The organism is Paenibacillus sp. FSL K6-1318, from assembly GCF_037976905.1.
Classification (GTDB): domain Bacteria; phylum Bacillota; class Bacilli; order Paenibacillales; family Paenibacillaceae; genus Paenibacillus; species Paenibacillus amylolyticus_A.
The window spans coordinates 6,202,535-6,228,010 of sequence record NZ_CP150270.1 but is presented as its reverse complement, the minus strand read 5'-3'; the positions used below and the strand labels follow the sequence as shown (position 1 = coordinate 6,228,010).

Sequence of the window (25,476 nt, the reverse complement as noted above, 5' to 3'; positions counted from 1 at the left end):
GATGGGGTGTTTTTGGATCATTTCTTATATCATTAGAAGCATAACCTTCGATCTGTGGTGCTGATGCGCATGCAGGGGTGGATGAAATTGCATTCGTCTATATACACGGAGTGAGTTTGCACTAAATTACGTTTTTCTATCTCGATTTATCATCCCTACACATGAACATCTGCGTATTGATCCCGATATTTCTCGTTATACACCCGGCCTACCGACTCTGCCAGTCCCCCGCGTGCCTTGCTCGGATAGCGTTCAATCGTGTGATAAAGTCTCATGAATCGATCTTTGGGCATAAAGCGGGCGTAGCGGGTAATAAGACTAGGGAATAACTCAATATATTTGCTCTTGCGCACGGCAGCAGCAGCAACGGCTGTAAGAATCTGAATTCCGTTGTGGAGCTGTAAAATGTTCACTTCATAGGTCGCGATATAACGAATCGCATCTTCACGGATCAAATCCGGCTTAAGCCGTGCAATCTCACCGATATATTCAGCGAGCAGCCGCTCGAAACTGTGTAGCAGCAAGGGCTTGAGCTGAAGGTCCATATCACTGCGCAGGACAAAGGATTGCAACAATGCAACCTGTTGCAGTCGAATCCGGTCATTGTAGACGAGTGAGCCGATCTCGCGGAGCATCTCATAGGCAAGTGCTTCATCCTGCTTTCGGGCTTCGGCGACCAGAGCCCAGTTGCGGTTGATGCCCTGGCGGATGAGTTCCTCATCCTGTTGCAACGTGCGCTTCAACTCGCGCTGCTGCTCTACCTCGAACGAACGTTTCTGCATGAAGATCAGTAAGGCCAGAAGCAGCAGGGAAACACTGGCTGCCGCCATGGTCTGATCTATGGTCTCGCCGAAATAGGTAGCCGCTGCACCGAACAAAATCGTAATGAACAGGTCGCGTGCAATCCGGCGTTTTACACGGGAAGTCGCTTTCTCCTGAACGGAGTTCAGGGTACCTCGGCCACAGGCCGTGCACTCATCTTCCCACAGGCAGGTATACTGTCCACAACGGGAGCAGACTTGCAACTTTTCATAAGCATAGGTCGTTCGATGAAATGGTCGTATGGATACAACTAGTTTAGTACTCATGCTCAATCACGCTCACCATTCAGAATAGTGTAGAGAGTACGATCCGTGTCTTCGCGGGAGACCGGTTTCCGCCGATGAAGCTGGAGTGCAAAACCCTTTATGATGACAAAAAGAAACAATATGGCGAGGCATCCGTATGTAACCATAATCCGTTCCCTTCTATAGCTTGGTAAACAAGCGCTGTTATATTGCAGTTTGCTGGCAATAACTATATCATATTTCCATAGTTGGTACTTTTGTTCCAGTTGCAGACGTGAAATCGTCGATTTTTGTCAGTCATTACAAAACTGTAACTCAAGATAGGGGTGCTTTTCAGAATTTATTAGTAGACTGTTAAGATTTCCTTAAGGCTTGACGCCTATAATAAACTATTCCCATTTTAATCTCAAACGTGAAGGAGTACACCCAATGCTGCGGACACGCAAAATACGCTGGCTCAGTGGAACGATGGTTCTGCTGGCAATTCTAACGCTACTGCTGCCTCAAGCGTTGCTGCCACAAGCTGCAGCGGCTCAGGCACAGACGAGCGGAATCGATGCGGTACTTGTAGCCGATGTAAGTAACTCGATGAATACAAGTGACCGTGACAAGATCAGTAATGAAGCCATGAAAATGTTTATTGATATGCTGCCAGTCCAGGGGGACAAGGTAGGGATTGTCGCTTATACCGATCAGGTGGAGCGGGAAAAGGCTATGCTGGAGATTCAGTCCGATGCGGACAAGAGCAGCCTGAAGGATTTTATTGATCAGCTCGGCCGGGGGCCATATACCGATGTCTCAGTTGGTGTCGCCGAAGCCGTGAACATACTGAATCATGGTGCAGACCCATCCCACTCACCGATGATCGTGCTACTGGCGGATGGTAACAATGACTTTAACAAAACCAAAGGCCGTACACAGGCACAATCCGACGCTGATCTCGCAAAAGCCGTGAAGGAAGCACAGGATCAGGGTATTCCGGTATATACGATTGGACTGAACGCGGATGGCAAGCTGAATAAGGATGCACTCGCAGACCTGGCGCAGCAGACCGGAGGCAAGTCATTCATTACCGATACGCCGGATGATCTGCCACAGATTCTGAGTGAAATCTTCGCCGATCATGCCAAACTGAACGTGGTGAAGCTGCCCTCTGTAACAGGAAACGGCAGTTATCAGGAAGTTACCGTGAACGTGCCGAATGACAGTGTACTGGAAGCGAACATCTCGATTATGTCCTCGAAGCCGGTGGAAGTACAATTGACAGACCCTTCCGGGCAAGCCGTGGACCTGAACTCGGATGCAGCCAAGCTCTCGACGTCGAAGAGTTATTCGCTCGTGAAGCTGTTGAAACCCCAAGAGGGAGACTGGAAACTTCGGGTAAAAGGGGCTCCAAAAGACAGCATCGATATCAACCTGTTGTTCAACTATGATCTTCAGCTCGTTGTGGACCCAATTAAGACCAAGTCCTATACGAAAGGGGACAAGGTTGATCTTGCAGCCAAACTGGAGAATGGCGGTCAGCCACTTCAGGATAATGATCTGTATACAGATATGAAGGCCACGCTGGTTGTGAAAGATGTAGATACAGGTAAAAGCGAGGAACAACCGCTGGAAAACACAGGTTCTGGTTTTGCCGGAACGTTTGAAGTACCGGACAATCATAATTATGAGTTGATCATCCGTGCGGAAGAAGACAGCTTCTACCGTGAAAGTGCGCCAATCACGATTAATGCGAGCGGAGCAGCCGGAAGTGGATCTCAACCGACAACCTCAGGTGGTGAACAGGACAAGCCGTTTCCTTGGTTGCCTGTCATCTTGGGTGTTATAGCCCTGATTGTGGTAGGTGTTGGTGCCTGGTTCCTGATGGGCTGGCTGAAACGCAAAAACCGGGGATTTGTAGGCCAAATGGTCGTGGAGATTCGTGATGAGAACACAGGAGACAAGTCATATCCGCAATATAAAAAGCTGGTATCCTTCCGGGGCAGATTCCATCTGCATCAGTTGTTGCAACTGGACCCTGAGCTGAAGGAAACCGAAAAATATGTATTTACGCCCAGCAATGGGGATCGAATTATAATCCGTAACACCGCGGGCGGTACGCTGGAGAAATCCGGTCGTGCAGTCGATGCAAGCTCAGGCGTTGAACTGAAGAACGGTGACCGACTGAGCATCCCGCTGCAACAGGCGGACAAAACAATTTTGATCGAGTATTTGGTTTAATCCAAGGGAGGACAACGAATGAAACCGATTGTTAGAGAACATATTCAGCAACTGGATGTATCACTTGGCGGAGGTATTGTCAGTGAGAAAATCAGAGTCGATACGATTGATAACCCCATTCTGATTATTGGTCTGGGAGGAACGGGAATTGACGCACTGTTGCGTCTCAAATATCAGATCAACCGTCGTTTCAAGCTGCCACAGGATCCGGTATCCAAGAAAAAAATGGACAAGCCGGATAATGTGGAGTTTCTGGCTTTTGAGACGAACGAACAGGATCGTGCCAAAAAGTATAAAGGGATCGGACTTGATCCAATCAATGAATTCGTATTGCTGTCCAATGCCGAGATTGGCGGACTTCTTCAAAACCGCAGCGTGCTGGAGCCGTACATTACGGACTGGCTGTCTCCCGAACTGAGCATCACGGACGGCATGAACGGCGCCGCAGGGGTGCGTCAGGCTGGACGTCTGCTCCTGTTCACGAAGATTAATCAGGTCGTTCAGGCCATCGACAAAAAGATCAAAACCCTATCCGTAGGCACCAACAAAAAACTGATGGTGTTCCTGTTGACAGGTCTGTCCGGCGGTACTGGCAGTGGTTGCTTCCTCGATATTTCCTATATCGTGCGAGGCATTATCGAACGGGATCACGGCTCTGCCGGGATTGACCGCGTGAATACGCTGGGATATCTGTTCACGCCAGACGTGAACCTGTCCAACAAAAGCTTGAGCGAGCACACGCGTGAATACATTCGTAAGAACGGATATGCAGCGCTCAAAGAGCTGGATTACTGGATGAACGTGGATAGCCGCGGTGAGCGATTCACACAGAAGTACGGCAATATTTTAACGGTCAACTCACCACTGCCGCCATTTAACCTGTGTCACCTGATCTCTGCAACGAATACCGAAGGCAAATTGCTGGAGAACGCCTACGATTACTGCATGAACGTCACGGCCGAGAACATTACCAATTTCATGGCAAGTGAGGAGAAGCAGTCGGGTGAGGAGTTCGCGATCCATGACTATATCAGCAACATTCGCACTAACATTGCACAGATGAACAAGGTGTACCCGGCTAACTATGATTACAACATCATCGGTGCCTCTTCGGCTGTACTGCCGATTGAAGAGATGACCACGTATCTGGCTTACCGGATGTTCGACAAAATGAACACCATGTTCTCCAAAGCACCGAACCAGGAGGATACCGAGAAGTTTGCCCGCAAGCTGGGCATTGATCTCGAAAGTGTGGTCAAGTCCTTTGAAGCACGTGTGCCTGAGCCGCTGCCTGGTTATCAGAACAGTGAGCGTCTGTCCTATGGCAATGTGGTGAAATCACAGGTTGTGAATATGGATACCGAGCTGGAACAGAACTTCCTGGCTCGTGCCCGTGAAGAATACATCAAGGCGAAGAAACAGCTGCCGGGTGAGATTGCCGGCCAGTTCACCGAACAGATCCGGCGTATGTTTTTGCACCCCGAACAAGGTCCGTTCTATGTCTCCCGTCTGATTTATACGGAAAAAGGTTTCTGTGTACTGAAAATGATTCAGTCGTACATCGAAACGTTGCGTGAGAATGCCTTCCGCATTCCGCGTGATATTGAAGCAGCTCAGGAGCAGTCCGAAGAGAAGCTGGGCGATGCAAAGAGTGCTTTTGTCTCCAAAGAGAAGAAAAAGAATGCTTATATTGAAGCAAAAATTCATGAGTACTGGCTGCACGCTGACGTGGAACGCAACGATCAGATGATCGAGTTCTATGAAGATCTGTATGAGTTGCTGAACCAGGAGAACAGCCGCATTTATAACGTATTTACCGAAACGCTCAACGCCCTCAGCTCGATATTCGCCAAGAATGGTGACCTGCTGACACGTGGCGAAGAACAAGCCGATCACAAAGGCAACAAAACATATTACTGGAACGTCGTAAGTGTACCGGATATCGTCAGTGTGGTGGATGGACTACTGGACAAGCGCGATACGGATGATCTGATTCGTGACTTCTCTCGTGAATTGCTGGAAAACTCCAGCCAATGGGTGAAAGAGAACGAGATTGATATCGTCAGCTCCATCTCCGACTTCCTGAGTGAGAAATTTGGTGATCTGATTACTCGTTCCATGGAAGATTTCCTGGTGATCAAATACGGTAAGGATGAGTCGGTCGAGAAATTCGTGGAACGTTTCATTGCCGGCAAGCTGGATGATGAAGCCGTTCCGGTGTTCAATCTGAGCAACAGTACAGGCAGTCTGCATTTCCCTTCATGGGGATTTGTATCGGTACCGGCACAGGCGCCAGGCATTCTGAAAGGGATTCGCAATTATCAGAACAATGCGGTGGGCAAATCTCATTTTACCGTCAAGGAAAGTGAAGTACGTAACCGGATTTTCTGGCTGAATACCCGTAACGGCGTACCGCTCTTTGTGTATACACCGCTCAAGGTATATGAGGAAAGTTATGAACGTACCATTTTGGACAAAGAAGGCATTGGTCGTCACTTGGTGCAAACGGAGAAAAACAACTGGACCTATCTGCCGTCTCCGATTCCAGAGAAATCATGGGGAGATGTGTACGAGAACGCCCGCGTGAAGCAATATAACGCTCGTGTTCGTAATGAATTCGAGCAGGCGCTCGGATACAACATCGTGACAGCCAAATCCATTGATGAGAATACAAGCAACCGGTATGCGATTGTGACGACAGAAGCATTTGATTTGTCTGCCAAACTGGGAGCCTACGACATGCGTCTGACGTCCACTACACCGAACCTCGGCGAAGTGAAGCGGGCCGTGATCGAGCTGAAGCGTCTGCAATCTGAAGGGTTGCCGCGTGTAGGCGTTAAGGATATTTTCGGCAGTATTAATGAAGATATGGCCAAAGAAAACCTGGTACGCTCCCCGCAGCTGATCGCGCGCGTACGTGAGGAACTGGCGAAGATGAATGCCATCTCGGCCAAAGTCGCCGAACTCGAAGGCATTCTTGCCCAGTACCAGGACGAGGAGCAATGGTATGACCGCTTCATCGAAGCGTTATATACCGACACCATCGTCAAAAAAGGTGCGCTCTACGTCTACGACCGTGACCCGGAAGAAGACGCATGGGAGCCGTTCGCGAACCTGATGAAGAGCCGTAACTTTGCCGAGTATGAAGTGTTTGGCAACTTCCGCGGTCTGGCGGAGAAGGATCGCAGTACATTGCTGCGCAAAGCCTCCCGCCGCGATAACGATCTTACAGCTTCTGAGGATATCACCCCACTGCTGACAAAGCTGGATGATCTGGCGGCACTGTTCATGGAATCGCGTGATCGTCTCGAATACGAGCGGGTAGAACTGGCTAACGGAGAAGACATCTATCAGTTCTACAGAACGATGTCGTCCAAGCTGAACGACATTCGCAGAAGGCTGAAGTAAGATGATGACCGGGATGGAGTTCAATTCGAACAATACCCTGAAGCGCGATCTGGAGAAGTATGCAGCACAGTATGCAATAGAGCAGGAGCGTCAAGGCAGCCTGGGTGATGGACGCAGCAGTATCCATTACCCGGCTTTGTTCCTTTTCGTAGGTGATCTGGTTGCACCTGCCGTGTCTGCCGTGCAGGAGATCAATCGGCTGAAATGGGATAACGGAGATGGTGTGGTCTACGTTCAGATCGGGACAGAAGATCAGGAATCACGTCTGGTTGAAACGAGGAATGGTGGCTCGTCCAACGATGGGCAGGTGACTCGTCACCGCTTGCCTCTGTCCGCTGGGCAGACGGAGCGACCGTCCAAAACGCGGCGTAAGGATGTGCACCGCAGTTTCCACGAATCCGATCAGGCGCTATTTGACCTGAATCGTACGCTTCGGCGGGTCAGTAACCGAATTGCCGAATATGGACGGTTGTACTCGTCATTTGATCGGATTTACGTTACGGTGGTAACCAGAGCGGATGATCCGTTGAATGTATTATTGCCAGAGCTCACCAAGCTGACGGAGACCATTTTGGCCCAAGCCTTCAAGTCGGTGCAGACAGATCTGCATGTATTGGTCAGCGAGATGGAACAGGTGGACTCCTTCGGATATGCCAGCGCAGCAGGCCTCGCTTTTCTGCGGGAACTGGATTATATGCAGTCGCTGGACTACACGTTCAGCGGTAAACTGCTGGTGACGGAGGATGGGATCTCCATTCCCGTCGCACATCCCGCTTCGCCGTTGTTTGATCTGGTATACCTGTTGTCTGACAAAAATGAGCGTGGAACCGGCGTTCCTGGTGGCTGGATCGAAAATGCCGAGATCATCTGCCGGATCTGCCTGCTGAAGAACCGGAAGCAGGATACGGATCACTCGGGTAGCGTTTCAAGTACGGGAGCGAACACGTACAACAATACATCTTTTAAAAACAATATTCGTACCACCTCTGATCAGCATGGTTATGCAAGCGCGGGTTTTGCCGAGATCAGGCGGCCAAACAAGCCAATTGCACTGGCGGTTTTATACCACCTGTATCGGTATCTGCTCGCACGCATGCGGCAGGAGCCGGACTGGAGTATCAAGGACAAGCTCGCTTTCTTCGGACTCGATGCGGTCTCTGTGGAACGCAAAGTCGAAGGTCTGCTCCCCGATGAAGATCTGGTTAGTGGCATGAGTGGCATCATGACGCATAACGTTGGTTTCTCCGATCTCAAGCCGCTCTCGCTGCGTGAAGCGGAGAGAGCGTTGTTCGGACAAGGAGCCGAGGCGTACTTCCGCGATAACGTCGTTCGTCTTGTGGAGGAACGTGTGCGTGAGCGTAGCTCTGGCGGCTCTCTGCGCCGTCAGGCTGAACAGTCCCGAGCGGAGCATTCAGAGGTTGGCTACTTCCAGTGGGCGGCCTGGAGTGACAGTGATCCTGGCAGTGTACGTGAAGCGCTGCTCGCACTGATTCGGGATAAATCGATGCAGCTTGAATCCGCACGTGCTCTGCTGGAGCAACGTCAGCAAGAGCGAGTGGAAGATCAGTCATTCAAACGAGCGTTGTTCCGTGATAAACAGAATGTACGCAATCTGATTGACTGTATGCTGGAGCGGGTGTATGTACCGAAAGTGGAATTATTGCGATTGGAAAATGAGTTACAGCTGCTCCGTATCTACGATACGGAGATGGAAGAGCTTCACCGTTTCAGTCGTCACGTCACAGCAGCACTTGAAGCGCTGGAACGCACACTGCGAGAAACGGCTGTCCAAAGTATCGCCGCTGCGGATGAATACATCGGGCAGAACGTGATGGAGTACTACGGCAAAGTGACGGAAGAGCTCATCACTGACTTGGAAGCCAAGCGCGGACGTGATGTATGGTTTGAGGACCGTTACATGGGCGACATGAACCGGCTCGCAACGGAAGGCGATGACCGTCTGCTGAAACGTCTGATGGAGGTATGTCACTCGTTGCTGCTTACGGCCGAGCCATTGCGATTGCCATTTGAAGAAGAGCTGTTGCAGCGGGCCAATGTAACGATTGCCTACGGAGACAAGGACGTTTTGACCCGGGATGATCTGTTCCGCAGGTTATACCACACGCTGGAGGATCAGGCGGTCGTTCGGATACGGGTATTCGATTATACGCAGGAACATCGGTATGAAGAGAAGTATTTCTTTGGTGACCATCATAGTGCTTTCATGGACTACGCGGCACATGCCGAAGAGACGTCTCGCATCTACAAGTTGGGTGTGGTGTACGAAGAACGCAGTAGTGGTGTAGAGAAGCTCAATCTGATGGGAGGTTTCCATCTGGAGGATCTCATGGTGTATCGGAACGGTAAGGTATATTACGACTCATATACGGAAAATGGCTATGAATTTCACCCCGCAGGTCTGGTGGAGAAGTTGTCACCCATCCGTTAAGACGTCTGGCGGTGTCCTACACCCAGCACCAATCTTGTATTAACTCAGCCTGTTTACGGCTGGTATGGAAAGGATGCATGTAGACATGCAGCGAAAAATCAATCTTCTCCTGGTCCTGTTCAGCCTGATTGGCGGGGCAGTGGGCTTTGCGGCAGGAGAAATCATGCTGCGACAATGGCTTGGGGAAATGCCGCGTCTGTTGCTGATGGGATTATACTTTGGCGTACTGGCGCTGAGCGTTGGATTGTTCTGTTTGATCGCAGAGATGATCTCACCCAAGCTGAATGGCGCTTCATGGAAGCTCCGGTATCTGGGACTGTCGTGGAAACTGCTTGTTCCGGCAACACTCGCTCTGTTGTTTGTTGTTGGACTCGCCCTGCAATTGTTGTATCAGATCAATCCAGGCGGTGTGAAGCAAGTCAAGGACATCGTACTAATGATCGACAACTCGGGCAGCATGAGCGAGACAGATCCGGATAACGGACGCTTTGAAGCAGCCAAGACACTGATCAGTCAAATGGAGAGTGACAAACAGGTAGCTGTCATTACATTTGATGACCAACCGCAGTTGTTGCAGCCGTTTATTGCGCTGGATAGTGACGCGACCAAGAATGAGGTTTATGGCAAAATCGATGGCATTGTCACGACTTCAGGCGGCACCAATTTTGATGCCGTGCTGCGGGAAGGCATGGAACAGATTCAGGGCAAACAGGACCCGAAACGCGGTACAGTTGTCATCTTGTTATCCGATGGCTTCAGTGAAGCGGATACGGCCGATATTTTGTCCCAATATACCAATGAACAGATATCGATCAATACGGTCGGCCTAAGCCTGGTGGACCCATCAGGTACGGATCTGCTGCGTAATATTGCTCAGCAAACGGGTGGCATGTACTATGATGTACCGGATTCCGGTGGTCTGAATCTGGCATTCCAGCAGATCTACGATACGATTGATGAACGGACGCTGGTAACGGAGCGTACAGGCATGATGGAGCATAGCGTTTATCTGGCGATTTTCCGTGTAGCAGCCGTGTTACTGATTGGCGTGGCGCTGGGTGTATCACTCGGACTCGTGTTTGATAACCGTCATCTCGCCCTCAGCTTTGGTATTGGTGGTGCCGTATCGGGTCTACTGGCAGGGCTTCTGCTTGAGTGGGGACTCGACGGTTCGAACGTGGGTGATACATTCGTACGACTTGGTGCGATGCTCATTTTGTCTGGCGTACTGACCCTGTTCTCCTGGATTGTTCCGATTAAGGAGAACACGCCGCGGAAGAGCCGAGGTCGTCGTGAAGCTGGGGGCGGAACTTCTTCAGCTGAAGGGTTCGGTCAGAGACCAAGAGATACACGCAGCAAAGGATTCTAACGTCGGGAGGTCAATGGAAATGCGGTTTACGGATGCAGACCCTTCGACACCCTTGATTCGAAAACTGACACTTGCGGTGGACGAAGGACGTTGTACACTTCGCTGGCTCTGGCCAGAACGGGTAGAAGCTGTGTATGTGGAACGCCTGGAGCTGGATATGATGAGCGATGATCGTACCGGAGAACAGCCTGCACAGGGCAAGCTGAAGCTGTACACGAGAGAGGAATATAAGGCGAGCAATGGATACACGGATCGGATCACGGGTTTTGGTGCCATCAAGTACACGGTTTATGTGTGTCAGATGCAGGAAGATGGACCTGTGCTGATCCGTCAACGAGACGAGGACAACATGGTGATTGCAAGCGCAGGGAAGGCGGACATCCGCTTTTCCATTCGCTACAAGAGCGGTTTTTTTCAGAAACGGAAAAGTGTATTGATCACCGTCACAGCGGAAGTGCCTGTTCCGAAGGAAGCACTCTGTTATGTTCGCAAGCAGGGAGGGGTTCCGCTGAATAAGGAAGATGGTACGGTGTATCCTTTTGTGAGTGATTTTGCTCCCGGAAGAAATGAGATGCCGCCCGTGGAAGTCGCCAAGGATGATTATGTGCGGTTATTCTTCACAGACGGACCGAAATATGGAGCCGCCTATCGGCTTATATCAGACTAGATAGTTGCACTAGCGATTGGAAGGTTACTCTGTCATCGTAGTGCAAGTGTAATCACCTTAGTCTAACTGATCAGGGGAGGGGAGTGGCTATGAGCTTTTTTAGTCGGTTTTTGAAGAGACAACAGCCGGAGGAACGTCCGCTGTTTTACGATATTGTATGCCCTTATTGTTTCAGTAAGTTTTCACCGGAAGAGGTCGTGTTCCGCGCTGCCCATCATCGTGATGATGATGAGGACTATGCACTCGGGGAAGATGCGAAGCTGAATCGGTATCGTGAAAGGTTCGGACTCGACACGGTATTTGATATGGAGGCCGTATTGGCTCCGCATGATGTACCAGAGGAACATCGGATTTATTCTGATAACATCGTGATGGGTCTGAACGATCGGTACGGTGTCGTTACACGCCGCCGGTTGTGTCCGCAATGTCATAACGAGCTGCCTGTTACGGCAGGTAAAGCACCGAGCAACATCATTTCCATTATTGGTGCGTCCCAGGTGGGTAAATCCGTCTACATGACTTCATTAATTCATACATTGCAGCATTATACAGCGGATCATTTTGACGCGGCTTGCATGCCACTGAATGCGGAGATTAGCCGACGGTTCCGTGCGGATTATGAAGAACCATTGTTTGAACGGGGCGATCTGCTGGATTCGACGCAGAAGGAGAAGTTGCAAGAACCGTTTATCTTCCAGTTTGTGTTCAAGGACGAAGATAAAGCGCCGTTGACCTTGGTGTTCTTTGACGTTGCGGGTGAAGGTATGGTGGAGCAGGATTATCTCGGACTTCACGGGCAGCACATCAAGAACTCGGCAGGTATCCTGTTCATGGTGGACCCGCTTCAGATTCGTTCGATTCGGGACAAAATCCGCATTAACCTCGGCAACGAGCCGGGAGAGTGGACACCACGATACGATGAGCCGCGCGATGTGGTGCTGACGATGTTCGGAGATTTTATCGCGTACCAGGACAAAGCCAAGACCAATATTCCAACAGCTGTTGTGCTCACGAAAAGCGACATGCTGCATTCCCTCAAGGATGAAGAGGGGGATTATATCAAATCGAATAGTAACGTGTTCCGCAACATGGTACACCGCGATTGGTTTGACTTAACCGAGTTCGAGAATATCGACGGGGAGATCCGGCGTTTTATCGAGAAGGTGGACCGTCCGTTCAAGGGCACGATGGATGTGTACTTCAAGGATACAGCCTATTTCGCAGTATCTGCGCTGGGCAGCAATCCAGTGGATATGAAATTGCAGGGTGTGGTTAGCCCGATTCGCGTGGATGAACCCTTCCTATGGCTGTTGTACAAGTTGAAGTACATTGAGGGGAGAGTGGGATGATGCGTTCTTCCGTAACCCCGCCCATTGAACAACAGTTGTATACCCGAGAGCGGCGCGGGGTGTTTCGCACAACAGAGGGGTTCGATACGGTTGCGGCATCGCCGGGACTGGACCCTTCTTTTATCAAAAAAGTGCTTCACCCCTACTGTGTCTATGACGCTCCAGCGGAGCTAATAGGCCGTAGCGAGAAGGACGAGACGAAGTTTCCGGCTTCCATTCACCTGCTTCATCTGGAGAGTGGAGAGACGATCCTTGGGCAAAATGTGTACCAGTCGGCGGATTTCACCGGGCTGCGCAGCGCCTTTTTCGCTCATAATTACGTCTTGTCTCCCGAACGCTCGGAAGATCAAATGAAGCAAGGCGGCTGGCTGGATGCTGTGTTCGCCACGTCCTATGACATCGAACAAGGTACAGTCCTGCCGGCGCTTGCTGAATTGCCCATCTCACCGGGAAGTGGTCCTGATTCATCACCAACCCAAGTGCTAAGCGCCTTGAAAATGAACGAAGTGCTTTTCAAGCGTTTGCTCTACGCCGTAATGCAGTCTGTAGCGACACGCAGAAAAGTATATATTGCGCTGGACCTTCCCGCAGAGGAAGTCACCGCAGGGGCCAAAGGATTGCTACGTTTGCTGTACACGGCTTTACCATACGCATTCCGGCGGCAGCTGGGATTCATGACGTTTGCCAAGGAGCCGCAGGCCAAGAAAGGCATTCACGTTCAGTTTGTAGAGCGGGGTACGTTGCGTCCGAAAGATCGGAATACGGAGAAGGATTTCACCTTTGATCTGGTATCCGGCAGAGTGACGCATGCGGATGCATCTGTGGCGAAGTTACCTTATGCGGAATTCGCTTGGGCCTTATTGCAGGAACCTGCTGCGGCGGATGCGTTCTATACGTTTGCCGATGAAATGCTATCTGGCATGGAGCCTGGAAGGGATCTTTCCATTGAAGCTTACGGCGAACTTGCGGTGTTCTATGGTCTTGAACAAGGCATGGAAGACCTGTATCTGGATAACAAAAGCCATGTCCTGAGTGGTTTGTTGACCTATCTGAAGCCGGAAGGTGGATCGCGGCAACGTTCACGTCTGAACGAATTGTTCCTGACCTTACTCAGCCGAGAACTGGACAGTGTGAAACGCGAGAACGTACCCGAAGAAGACGTCGCTGCTCGTATTGGAGAATATTTCAGTGTTGCCGCGCCCGTGGTGCAATCCTGGATTGTTGACTATTTCATCTACGGTGTAAATAATGCCCGTGCTCAGAAGCGGATGCGTGCTGTACAGGAATTGTATGCTGTGCTGGATCGAGATCCACAACTGAATCGAGCTTTCTTTGATAAAGTGCTGGCCAATGAATCGCTCACCAAGCTGTTGTTCGAGCCTTATCTGGACAATCAGCTGAAACGCACCGAATCGGCAGCTGGCGTCGTGGAAGTGATCCGAAGATGGGTTACGTCCCATCCATCTGCGATCCACTACAGCTTCTTGCAGGAGCGGACAGCCAATGAGCTGCGTGAACGGTTATGTTCTGCACCTAATCCGGTACAGTCTGCGAATGAAGCGCTCCAGCGGGTTAGTGTGCTCGATAGGGTGGTGTCTGTGGAAGATACTTATGATACAGGCATTACGGCACGAATTGGGCAATCTGAAGCTACAGTCCGCCCTAATCGAAAAGGGGGATCTCCGTCTGCCAGTCAAGATCCGGCATATCAGGAGGAGTTAACCCGCCTTGCAGACAAGCTCGCTTATGTCATTAACCTGTTTATGATTCAGGATCTGGATCTGGAACGGGTTAACCGTGAACAGCTGTTAAGCATTGATATTTTGCAGCATGGCAATGAAGTTCGGGATTGGGCAGCACGTCAGGGCTCTGATGTATCTGCTCGAACGAACATGATGCTGGCTGCGAGAGCATGGCTTAGTGGCGAGGGGAATGAAGAAGAGGCATTGGAAGCACTTTCCCTGGCAGAACGCAATGAACTTCAACGCTGGACGCGTCGCTGGCTTGCCGGAGAGCTGCAGGCTCATCCGGGGATCGCGGCATATGAAGCTTTGCCGATGGCCTTCTATCGGGGAGGAAGCGGCAGCAATCGGTTGGATTATCCTGGCCTGATTGAATTCATCCGCACCAATGCAAGTCGTGCGGAAGGGCTGTATCCATTCTTCGAATGGTCAGGAGATCATCGAATGTTTGTCCGGGGTTCCAATGCGCATAAAGGATATGCGGATGCGATCGTGGCGTACTTCAAAGCCCATGACCGTGAAGCTTTCAAGTCGAAGTCGGCTTTCAAACCGTATTATGCGAGAACGAGCAAGACAATGAAGCCGGTCTATGACCGTGCCAAGACAGAATTGTCATCCCCACTGGTGCGGATGTTAACGGGTAAAAGGAAAAACCTGTTTGGTTTAATTCTCTTGATCCTGGTTCTTGGTATTGCTGGCGGTACATATGCATGGATGAATAATTCCGAGGAGCCGCCAGCGGCGTCCCCACCATCTACCGAGGAGCCTGGCATTCCGGCTGAACCTGAGGTACAGCTCGCGGAGCAGATTGCTTATATGATTCCTGCGACTGAACAGGAGGGTACGGAATCCGCTGCTCAACTGGTGATCCGTTTCAGGAATGAAACGGGAAGCACTGAGTTTGAGCAAGGCTCGCTGCAACTGACGATGAAAGATGGCAGCACGCAGGAGTTGGATGCTACAGGTAAGTGGGAGAGCTTTAATCGGAATGAAGAGCCTGATTTCCAAGAACCCTCCGATAATGGTTCAGGAAGTACTTCCGAAGGAAGCACGGATGGTTCCTCAGCGGGAAACGCGGGGAACACAGAGCAGACGGAGGATGGCGATCAGCAGGCAGATCCAGCCACATCGGGTGATGCCACTTCAGATCCTGCCACCGATGCAACAACGGATACAGGGACGAATGCATCATCCAATGCTGCGAGTGGAGACACGGATCAAGGCACCGCTGCAGACCAAGCTACAGGTACGGCATCGCCTGATACATCTGTATCCAATGAACAGGATGCGGATGCGACGACTTCTTCACAGATGTCTATTGGAGAGGTGGATCGCCTCTATCCGTATGGATTGCAGATTGTTCTTCCAGCGGATATTGATGCCGAGAGCATTGCCAGTGTGCAGAGCACTCAGGGCGGGATGACGGTAATCCAATTGATGCCGCAGCCTGATTAAGCTGTAAATCATATTATGTGAGCGTGATGCATAGATTCATTGAGTGCCCTTTGACCAAATGTTGAAATATGCTGACTTCATACTTTATTAAACGAGCGTATGTGAGATGACCTTGAACTTGAATTTCAAGGTCATCTTTTTTATTTCAAATGGCGGATACAGCCATGACATGAAAATAAATCAGTCATTCACAATTCGGACACAAAATTTGCGATTCAAGAGCTCGAAAGAATGTCAGAAGTGGTGAAGTGCGCGGAATGAATGAGAAAAGCTCTCATATGTAATCGGAAAAAGAGCAAGATCTCTGCTTCAAAAAGACCGAATAAAGCTCGAAAAAAGCAGAAGATTTGGTTTTTTATGTTGACAAATGATAATGATTATCAGTATCTTTAGTGTATAAGATTTTTGCGCCGGAAATACTCAGAATTACAATTTCGTTTTCGTTGTCGATAGCCGGATTACATAACCGGGATAAATGAGAGAGGGATGATCGCATGTTTCGTCTGGAGACGACCAAGCTGGATATCGCTTATGAGGAAAGACTAATTGTAGAGGATCTGAATATTCAGATCCCCCAAGGAAAAATTACAGCACTTGTTGGAGCCAATGGTTCAGGGAAGTCAACCATCCTGAAAACGATGGCACGTATTATGGCTCCAAAAGCAGGTAGTGTATTGCTCGACGGGAAGTCCATCCATAAGCAGTCTACGCGTGAAGTTGCCAAGCAGCTTGCGATTTTGCCACAGAACCCGACAGCCCCTGAAGGACTTACCGTTACTGAACTGGTATCCTACGGACGTTTTCCTTATCAAAAAGGATTTGGTTCCATGCGTCCTGAAGATAAACGCATGATTGAATGGGCTATTGAAGTAACAGCCATGACGGAATTCCATGATCGTCCGATCGATCAACTGTCCGGTGGACAGCGTCAACGTGCCTGGATTGCCATGGCACTTGCTCAAGAAACGGACATCCTTTTCCTGGACGAGCCGACAACGTTCCTGGATATGGCTCACCAGCTGGAAGTACTGCAATTGCTGGAGCAGCTGAATGCCACAGCCAACCGTACCATTGTTATGGTTGTGCATGACCTGAATCATGCTTCCCGTTATGCTCATCACATGATTGGTATCAAAAAAGGTAAAGCCATTGCACATGGTTCACCCGTGGAAGTTATGAACACGGATGTACTTCGTGAAGTATTTAACATCGAAGCAGATATCGTAACTGATCCGCGCTCTGGTGTGCCGCTTTGCTTGCCATACGCTCTTGCAGGTGAGCGTCAGCAATCGAAAACGCCAGATCAGATGGTCATGAACAGCGCGATGGTTCATGCGGGCGGACGGACAGAGCAACGTGCTCGTCAAGCGACAGGAAGTTAACCAAATGGGCCATACGTGGTCCTTACATTATAGAATGAAGCCGCTGTGCATAATGCACGCGGCTCATTCGCATTCATGGGAGGTTTGCAACCAATGGGAGCAATCAACTACACGTGGTTAGAGCAATATGGACGTATAACGACCGGTCCGGTTAACGAACCGGTTTTTGGCATGCCTTTGATATTGTTAAGACATCCGGAGAACGCAAAGCTTATGCTCGAAGCCTATAATAAGCACCTGCGTGCAGATTCTCTTCGCTCTGCTGCTGTATATTTCATGCACTCTGTTCGCGGTTTGGTGCTCGGTATTCATTACATGACGTCTATGTGTGATGCGTCGCTGAATATTTCGCTGGAGAATATCCAATTGCAGTTGGAGGTTCAGGAAGGGCGTCCTGTACCCCATTTTCAACTTGTAGATGCAACCGAGCATGCCCATCCTGGATCAGTCATCAACGGTGTTGAAGATGCATCCCACTGGCGGAATGAGTTGCTTACAGCATATTACGGTGAACAACTGCGCCCATTAATTGAAGGGGTGGCCCTTGCCGGAGAAGCAAACACGGGACAGATGTGGGCACAGCTTGCATCCATCCTGAGATGGTTCAAGACGACGGTGGTAAAGATGGACATTACGGAATCGGAACGAGAAGCTGTAATTCAGGGATATGAGCATGTCATCTCCTTGCCACCGGAGATTCTTGGGTTGCGCAAGAATATGCTGTCCTTCAAACCGGTCGAGATTGCTAATCCCCATCAACCGGGAGAGACCATGCTAATGAAGCCGACATGCTGCCTGCACTATCAGGTGTACGGTGGTCAGAACTACTGTTACAGCTGTCCCAAACTGACCAAGGCCGAGCGGCAAGAGCGGTACGATGCGATTGTGGCTGCCAAGTCAGGTTGAAGTGAGTCGGGAGCAAAGGGATATGGGTAGATCCGAAATTTGGTAATCGCATCCGATCAGGTTTATAATAATAAGACAGGCTGTAGGTTCATTGGTTATGCCAACGTGCTCGCAACAGTCCAAACCAACATATGTCATGGGAGGAATCAGTCATGTCCGTATATTCATATCAGGCGGTAACTACCGCGAACCAGGAAGTCTCACTGGATCTGTATCAAGGTAAGGTATTGGTCATTGCCAATACAGCCAGCAAGTGTGGACTGACCCCGCAATACGGTGAATTGCAAAAGCTCTACGATCGTTATCGCGATCAAGGCTTGGTTGTACTGGGTTTCCCTTGTAACCAGTTTGGAGGGCAGGAGCCAGGTACAAGTGAGGAAGCCGAATCATTTTGCCAGATTAACTATGGTGTGAATTTTCCGGTGTTCGCCAAGGTAGATGTGAATGGTGAGGAAACACATCCTCTATTCCAATACCTGAAGGAGCAACAACCTGGCGTAGGCGAAACAAGCGACATCCAATGGAACTTTACCAAGTTCCTTGTTAACCGTGAAGGTGAAGTGGTAGGTCGTGTTGAACCGAAAGAATCCCCGGAGACCATGATTGCAGATATCGAGAAATTGCTCGGTTAATACATGAACGTTGAGAAGCCTATCCTTGCATAAACGAGGATAGGCTTTTTTTAAGTGACTTCGTATACGACGTGGCTTTAGCTATCAGTAGGTAGAGGTTCCAAGATCAAGGCAAGGGCTTGCTTAGCGTGTAATAGCCTTGATCAGAGGCCAGCTTAAGCAGGTTACGAGCATAGCTTCCGGCCCAAGAGTAGCCGTGTCTGCGTTCCTCACTGATGTCCAGAATGTTCATATACTTCATTCCATCCCGATCCGCGTAGAAAGGCACATCTTCTTCCACGTTATAGAAACGGTACCAGATCACACTCCCCGCATCCGGTTCAAAATACACGGGTCCTTGCCGGTTATACTTGGTGCCATTCTCTCGCACCGTATCGAACCAACGCAGAGCCCCTATCGCAGCTCGTTCAATCTCGGGAGTCTGGGGCCTGGACATGAGAAAAGCAGTAATCGCCACCGACTCTGATCCCGACTTGGAGGCTAGTTCATACGCTCTGCCCGGCACAGGAGCGTAGGTCGCAGGATCATGCTGTGCACCCCAAACGGTGGGCAAACCATCATTGATAATTTGTGCTTTCAGTGTATAATCAATTCCTTTGTCCAGAGCTTTCTTGAGCTTGCTGCGGTCATTGGTGGTCAATATATCGTTGTTAAACCCACTTCTTCGCTCAACCATATCATCTAGCAAAACCATTGTTTGCACCATGGCATTGTCGTTGTAAGTCACCGCGTCGGAGTAATTACTGCGTTTGGGATAGACCTGAGGCCATCCCCCGGATGAATATTGGGAGACCAAGATAAAGTCTACGGCTTTACGAACACTGTTCTTAAAGGCCAGATTGCCTGTTTTCTCATACATGTCTGCCAGGAAGCGGATTTCGGAAGTTGTCGCATCATTATCAAACGTACCAAGTTCAATGCCATTTGGATCTTTCCAGCCTGATCGTGCTGTTACACCATCCCAAGGGGCTGCATATTGCTCTTCCATGTCTTTGTAAAATCCACCGTGCGGCATTTGCCACGAAACGATATTTAGGGCATAGGCCGTATCTTTGACCAGATCGCCAGTTGCAAAATGACTGACATCCCTGAACTTTTGAAGCAGTGAAGACACATCGGCACCTGCTGGGAGTTTGGAGGACAGAACCTCCGTTTTAATCGTAACGGGTGGAGAATCGACAGATGCAGCAGCAGAGGGGATGGATAATCCAGTTGTCATCATAGTGATGGCAAGCGTAACGGGAACCATGCGGAATACGACAGGCATTGAACGTTTCTTCAAATGAACGCCTCCTGAATGAAATGAGATTTGGTGTTTAATTTACATAAAATCCATTTAAAGGATTGATATTATTGTAAGCGCTTACCATTTTAAAAATCAACCCTGTAATTAAAATTGAAGCCATTTATTTTTTGTACAAGTAAAACATGAATGCAGGGCACGCTTCTAACTTTATGCGTCCATACAGGGAACGCGGAAGCCTTTGCATAGCATAAATTGACTCGAATCCGGGGAAAATGAAATCAATAAAATGAAGGGAAGAAAGGCTTGAATACATGGGAATCCCCTCTTTCAACAAACTTTTTTTGCTCAACCTATTGCAATGTGAAAAAGATCACATTATAATGAGTGTATAAAGTGAAATAAATCACATATACAGTATCGATTAAGAAGTGAAATATTTCACAACTAAAACAACCTTATATTCAAAACTCATTTATATATTTCGAGGAGGAACTTTTAATGAAAATCGCAGTTATCGGATGTACACACGCAGGGACCGCAGCCATCGTAAACACCGCCAAATTGTACCCGGATGCTACCATCACGGTGTATGAGCGCAATGACAATATCTCCTTCCTATCTTGTGGCATTGCGCTCTACGTAGGTGGAGTTGTGAAAGACGCTGACGGTTTGTTCTATTCTTCGCCTAATCAATTGGCAGATCTCGGCGTTGTAACCAAGATGCTTCATGAAGTTACAGCAGTTGATGCCAAGGGTCATACCCTTCGGGCTAAAAACCTGCAAACCGGGGAAGAATTTGAAGATACGTTTGATAAACTGATCGTGACAACGGGTTCATGGCCTGTCGTTCCGAAGCTTGAAGGCATTGAGATGGACAATATTTTACTTTGCAAAAACTACAATCACTCCAACACGATTATTGAAAAAGCCAAAGATGCCAAACGCGTTACCGTTGTGGGTGCAGGATATATCGGCGTTGAACTGGTTGAGGCGTTCCAGATGAACGGCAAGGAAGTTACCCTGATCGACAGTGTGGACCGGATTTTGAACAAATACCTGGACCCTGAATTCACCGATGCAATCGAAGATACGCTGACTGGACGTGGTATCAAGCTGGCTCTCGGTCAAACGGTACAGAAATTTACTGGAGAGAATGGCAAAGTGACCAAGGTAATCACGTCCAAAGGGGAGTTTGAAACCGATCTGGTTATTCTGTGCATTGGTTTCCGTCCAAATACAGAGCTGCTCAAAGGCCAAGTGGATATGCTGCCGAACGGTGCAATCGTCGTGGATAAATATATGCAAACCAGTCAAAAAGACGTCTTCGCTGCGGGTGACAGCTGTGCTATTCATTACAACCCGACAGGTAAAGCAGCGTACATTCCACTGGCGACCAACGCTGTGCGGATGGGTACACTGGTAGCTCGCAACCTGGTACGTCCTACGACACCGTATATGGGTACGCAAGGAACATCGGGTATCAAAATTTATGAGCAAAATATCGCGGGTACAGGCATGACGGAAATGTCTGCTGCTGAAGAAGGTCTGATTGTGGAATCTGTCGTACTGGAAGACAGCTACCGTCCGGAATTCATGCCAACGGCTGAAAAACTGTTGCTTAAAGTGGTATATGAGCAGGCAACTCGTCGGATCGTCGGAGCACAGGTGATGTCTCAGGTGGATCTGACCCAATCGATTAATACGATCTCGGTATGCATCCAAAACAACATGACCGTAGATGAGCTGGCCTTCATCGACTTCTTCTTCCAGCCACATTACAACAAACCGTGGAACTTCCTGAACACGGCGGGTCTGCAAGCACTGCCTCCAATAGAAGTAAAAGCACCAGCAATGGTGTAAGGAAGCAGAATATGCTTAAACAGAGAGTATAACCAAACAGGATAGGTGACTCAATAGCACGGCTAGGAATCAAAGTAGATAAATATATAAACATCTGACTCATAAGATGCAAAAAGACTGGCGAACATATCGTCAGTCTTTTTGATATTTGTATGGAGGTACATAGTAACATGCGCATATCTCTTGCTGTCATAGTCATTGAATGACAAATTTAATAACGATTTTTATAAATGAGATTGTGATAATTTGCACAAAGTTTTACGTGGTACCGAGATACAATTGTGATAGGGTTTAAGCGCAAAGTTAAGTGTTTTAGGTTGTTTTCCCAAACGATGAACAATGAAGGAGAGGATGAATGATATGGCAGCAAAAACACCTCTTGAGGTTGCACAATATACGACGCAAACAGGTATGAAAAAGGCTCAATATCCGGTGTCTTCTGTACTGGTGCTCAGTTTTCTGGCAGGGGCTTTTATCGCGCTGGGTTTTCTACTGGATATTCGGGTGATTGCGTCTGCTCCGGCAGAGTGGGGGAGTCTGGTTAATCTGATTGGAGCAGCGGTGTTCCCAGTGGGATTGATCATGGTACTCATCGGTGGTGGCGAGTTGCTGACGGGAAATATGATGGCTGTTCCACTCGCGACGATTGCACGGAAATTATCCGCAGGTAGCATGTTGAAAAATCTAACCTTAGTGACGATTGGCAACTTTGTTGGAGCTTTATTTGTTGCGTACGCGTTTGGACATGTGCTTGGTCTGACCGGAGAGGGTGTATATCTGGCGAAAGTGGTGGATATGGCTGGGCATAAGCTGCATGACGGCTTCCTGCAGGCTTTTATCTCCGGTATCGGCTGTAACTGGCTGGTTGCGCTGGCGGTGTGGTTATCTTATGCATCAGATACGATGAGTGGCAAGGTACTGGGCATTTGGTTTCCAACGATGGCATTTGTGGCCATTGGATTCCAGCACGTTGTAGCCAATATGTTTCTCATCCCTGCAGCAATCTTCGAAGGGTATTATTCGTGGGGACAATACGTGATGAATTTCATTCCAGTATGGCTCGGGAATCTGACAGGTGGTGCTCTGTTTGTAGCTGCAGCCTATTGGGTGGTGTACCTGCGTCAAGCTGAGCCGAAAGTGAAACCAGAGGTAGCAACATCGATCGAACCTGTGGAGACGGAGGCCAGAGGAATGTGGAGCAAACAGGCGTAGCGGGTACAGCGCGGTATATACACCTTATAGTAGAAGTGAAGACGATTCTGATCTTGCTCGGTTCATGGCGAATATGCTGTGATGTAGCAGGGCGGGATCGTTTTTTGTATGGGAACCTTATTGGAGTTTAATGCAAAATAAATTCGCCATGACAAGGTTCGGGGGAACGAAACCTGTTCATGGCGAATTTCGGGAGTGGTCCATGATATGGCATGAGGAGGAAGTGGGGAAACACTAGCCTAATGCCTTGTTTTTAATTTACCCCTGAATTCTGAAGTTGAATCAAACGATAAAACATTTTTTGAAAATAATTTAAAGCTGCTATAGCGGTTATTATTAGGCGAAAATATACTGTTCTCTTTACGTGATAACCTCGAAGAAGATATGATATAGGGATAGTTTTTTTAAAGAGGGGGAGCCATACGATGATCGATCAGGAGAATGGGGTATTTGCAGCGGTATGCCCGCTCGATTGTCCGGACACTTGTGGTCTGTTGTTACATAAAGAGAACGGTAAAATTGTGAAGGTGGCAGGCAATCCGGATCATCCGATCACCAAGGGTGCCATTTGTAATAAAGTCAGAAATATGACCGAGCGGGTGTATCACCCTGAGCGTCTACAATATCCGATGAAACGTGTAGGAGCCAAAGGGCAAGGTAAGTTCGAACGAATCAGTTGGGATGAAGCAATTCGCGAGATTACGACCAAATTCACTGCATTGTCCGAGACTTACGGCCCGGAGAGCATCCTGCCCTACAGCTTTTACGGTAACATGGGCATTCTCGGCGTAGACGGCATGGACCGACGTTTCTTCAATGCGCTTGGTGCGAGTGTACTGGAGCAGACGATCTGTAATGCGGCCGGGAATACCGGCTGGAAATATACGATGGGCGCCAACCATGGAACGGTGCCGGAAGATACGGAGCATGCGGATCTCATCCTGGTATGGGGCGGGAATATCGTTAGTACGAATATGCACCAGGTTGTTTTGGCGGAGAAAGCCCGCAAGAAAGGCGCCAAGATCGTCGTAATCGACGTTCATCGTAATCGTACCGCCCAGTGGGGCGACTGGTTTATTCCTTTGTATCCGGGCACGGACAGCGCACTGGCGCTAGGATTGATGCATGTGCTGTTCGAACGGGGACTGACGGATGAAGCGTTTATGCAAAAATATACGGTGGGACATGAGGCACTGCGTGATCATGTCCGCAGTTACACCCCTGAACGTGTTGCACGCATTACTGGCGTGCCGGAGGAAACCATTGTGGAGCTGGCCGAACTATACGGCAACGCACAGGCAGCTCATATTCACATCGGCAATGGCCTCCAGCATCATGATAATGGGGGCATGAACGTGCGCAGCGTTGCATGTCTGCCTGCCATCACAGGGCAATGGCTGAAGCAAGGCGGCGGTGCCGTTCGTACTAACGGCTATGCGAGCACGAATAGCGACGCGCTGGAACGTCCGGAGCTGCGGCAGAATCGGGAGCCGCGAGTGGTGAATATGAACCGGATTGGTGAAGCGTTGCTGGAAGCAGAGCAGCCGATCCGGGCCATGATGGTCTACTGCAGCAATCCACTGGTGGTGGCACCGGATACCGAGCGGGTGGAGCGAGGTTTTGCACGGGAGGATCTGTTCACGGTTGTGCATGATCTGTTCATCACGGATACGGCGAAATATGCAGATATCGTATTGCCAGCCACATCTTCCTTTGAAGCGACGGACCTGTACACCTCTTATTGGCATCAGTACGTTCATCTGCAAGAGCCGGTAATTGCACCGATTGGGGAGAGCAAGAGCAATGTGGAACTGTTCTCACTGCTTGGGCAGGCTATGGGGTACGATCCTGCAATCTTCGGAGAAACGCCGGAACAGATGATTGAGTACGCTCTCCAGGACACAGGCAACCCCTACATGAATGGAGTCACGTTGGAGGGACTGAAGCAGCACCGATTCGTGAAGCTGGATATGACGCCACATGCTGCATTTCTGGATCAGCTGCCCACGCCTTCAGGCAAAATTGAATTGTACTCAGAGACAATGGAACAGAGAGGTCTTCCACCGCTCCCTACTTATAGTGCTTTGGTTGAAGGATATGATGGGGAGAATCCGGCTGGACCTGCCGATACGTATCCGTTGATGTTCCTGTCACCGCCAAACCATAATTTCCTGAACTCCACCTTTGGTAATTCAGCCAAACATCAACGTTTGGAAAAGATGCCTCTATTGCAGATGCACCCGGAGGATGCTGCCCGCAGAAACGTGGAGGATGGAGATGCAGTAGTGGTATGGAATGATCGTGGACGTATCGAACTTACCGCCAAGGTAAGTGAGGCTATGTTGCCGGGAACCGTCATCAGCCAAGGCTTATGGTGGGATGGTGACGGGAAGAAGCAGCGGGCGAATTCACTCACTTCCAATCGATTGTCGGACATGGGTAACGGGGCGACCTTCTTCTCGGCCACTGTTGAAGTGAAGCGTCAATGAGTGTGCTTGCAGCGTGATTT

General features: G+C 49.4%; 15 protein-coding genes. 13 read left to right on the top strand and 2 right to left on the bottom strand.

Translation table 11 applies throughout. The features are described from left to right. Positions 1–155: 155 nt before the first annotated feature. On the bottom strand, positions 156–1,088 hold the full coding sequence (locus NYE45_RS27895) for a hypothetical protein (protein ID WP_339788286.1): 933 nt from the start codon (positions 1,086–1,088) through the stop codon (positions 156–158). A 408-nt stretch (positions 1,089–1,496) separates the two neighbouring features. Between NYE45_RS27895 and NYE45_RS27890 the strand changes: the two genes are divergently transcribed. From NYE45_RS27890 to NYE45_RS27845, 10 genes are all read left to right on the top strand, one after another. Next, the gene (locus NYE45_RS27890; RefSeq protein ID WP_145149483.1) at positions 1,497–3,290 is read left to right on the top strand and encodes a VWA domain-containing protein; all 1,794 of its coding nucleotides are present in this window, start codon (positions 1,497–1,499) and stop codon (positions 3,288–3,290) included. 18 nt (positions 3,291–3,308) lie between these two features. Further along, positions 3,309–6,698 (top strand): tubulin-like doman-containing protein, encoded by a 3,390-nt coding sequence (locus NYE45_RS27885; protein ID WP_340014779.1) that lies wholly within the window; start codon positions 3,309–3,311, stop codon positions 6,696–6,698. A 1-nt stretch (position 6,699) separates the two neighbouring features. Beyond that, positions 6,700–9,147: a transcription initiation factor TFIID gene (locus NYE45_RS27880; protein ID WP_340014778.1), complete on the top strand. Its 2,448-nt coding sequence runs from the start codon at positions 6,700–6,702 to the stop codon at positions 9,145–9,147. Positions 9,148–9,232: 85 nt separating this feature from the next. Continuing rightward, a complete protein-coding gene (locus NYE45_RS27875) occupies positions 9,233–10,516 on the top strand; it encodes a vWA domain-containing protein (RefSeq protein ID WP_340014777.1) in 1,284 nt (427 codons plus the stop codon). A gap of 13 nt (positions 10,517–10,529) precedes the next feature. Next, positions 10,530–11,183 (top strand): beta-mannanase, encoded by a 654-nt coding sequence (locus tag NYE45_RS27870; RefSeq protein WP_340014776.1) that lies wholly within the window; start codon positions 10,530–10,532, stop codon positions 11,181–11,183. Positions 11,184–11,272: 89 nt separating this feature from the next. Beyond that, entirely contained in the window at positions 11,273–12,532 is a 1,260-nt protein-coding gene (locus NYE45_RS27865) for a hypothetical protein (RefSeq protein WP_024632789.1), read from the top strand. Beyond that, positions 12,529–15,729: a hypothetical protein gene (locus NYE45_RS27860; RefSeq protein WP_340014775.1), complete on the top strand. Its 3,201-nt coding sequence runs from the start codon at positions 12,529–12,531 to the stop codon at positions 15,727–15,729. Before NYE45_RS27865 ends, NYE45_RS27860 begins: the two co-directional genes overlap by 4 nt. Before the next feature lie 494 nt (positions 15,730–16,223). Then, positions 16,224–17,111, top strand: coding sequence for an ABC transporter ATP-binding protein (locus NYE45_RS27855; protein ID WP_340014774.1), 888 nt, complete (start codon positions 16,224–16,226; stop codon positions 17,109–17,111). 93 nt (positions 17,112–17,204) lie between these two features. Continuing rightward, positions 17,205–18,017 (top strand): (2Fe-2S)-binding protein, encoded by an 813-nt coding sequence (locus tag NYE45_RS27850; protein WP_340014773.1) that lies wholly within the window; start codon positions 17,205–17,207, stop codon positions 18,015–18,017. Between the two features lie 152 nt (positions 18,018–18,169). Continuing rightward, complete coding sequence (locus tag NYE45_RS27845; protein WP_062836886.1) at positions 18,170–18,649, top strand: glutathione peroxidase; 480 nt, start codon at positions 18,170–18,172, stop codon at positions 18,647–18,649. A gap of 106 nt (positions 18,650–18,755) precedes the next feature. On the opposite strand, the gene pelA is transcribed toward NYE45_RS27845, so the two are convergent. Beyond that, the gene (gene pelA, locus NYE45_RS27840) at positions 18,756–19,931 is read right to left on the bottom strand and encodes a pectate lyase (RefSeq protein WP_340014772.1); all 1,176 of its coding nucleotides are present in this window, start codon (positions 19,929–19,931) and stop codon (positions 18,756–18,758) included. Positions 19,932–20,393: 462 nt separating this feature from the next. Between pelA and NYE45_RS27835 the strand changes: the two genes are divergently transcribed. The 3 genes from NYE45_RS27835 to NYE45_RS27825 all read left to right on the top strand — a co-directional run bounded on the left by NYE45_RS27835 (position 20,394) and on the right by NYE45_RS27825 (position 25,456). Beyond that, positions 20,394–21,755, top strand: a complete 1,362-nt coding sequence (locus tag NYE45_RS27835) for an FAD-dependent oxidoreductase (protein WP_340014771.1) — start codon at positions 20,394–20,396, stop codon at positions 21,753–21,755. A 360-nt stretch (positions 21,756–22,115) separates the two neighbouring features. Next, a complete protein-coding gene (locus NYE45_RS27830; RefSeq protein ID WP_340014770.1) occupies positions 22,116–22,967 on the top strand; it encodes a formate/nitrite transporter family protein in 852 nt (283 codons plus the stop codon). 425 nt (positions 22,968–23,392) lie between these two features. Then, a complete protein-coding gene (locus NYE45_RS27825; RefSeq protein ID WP_340014769.1) occupies positions 23,393–25,456 on the top strand; it encodes a molybdopterin oxidoreductase family protein in 2,064 nt (687 codons plus the stop codon). Positions 25,457–25,476: the final 20 nt, after the last annotated feature.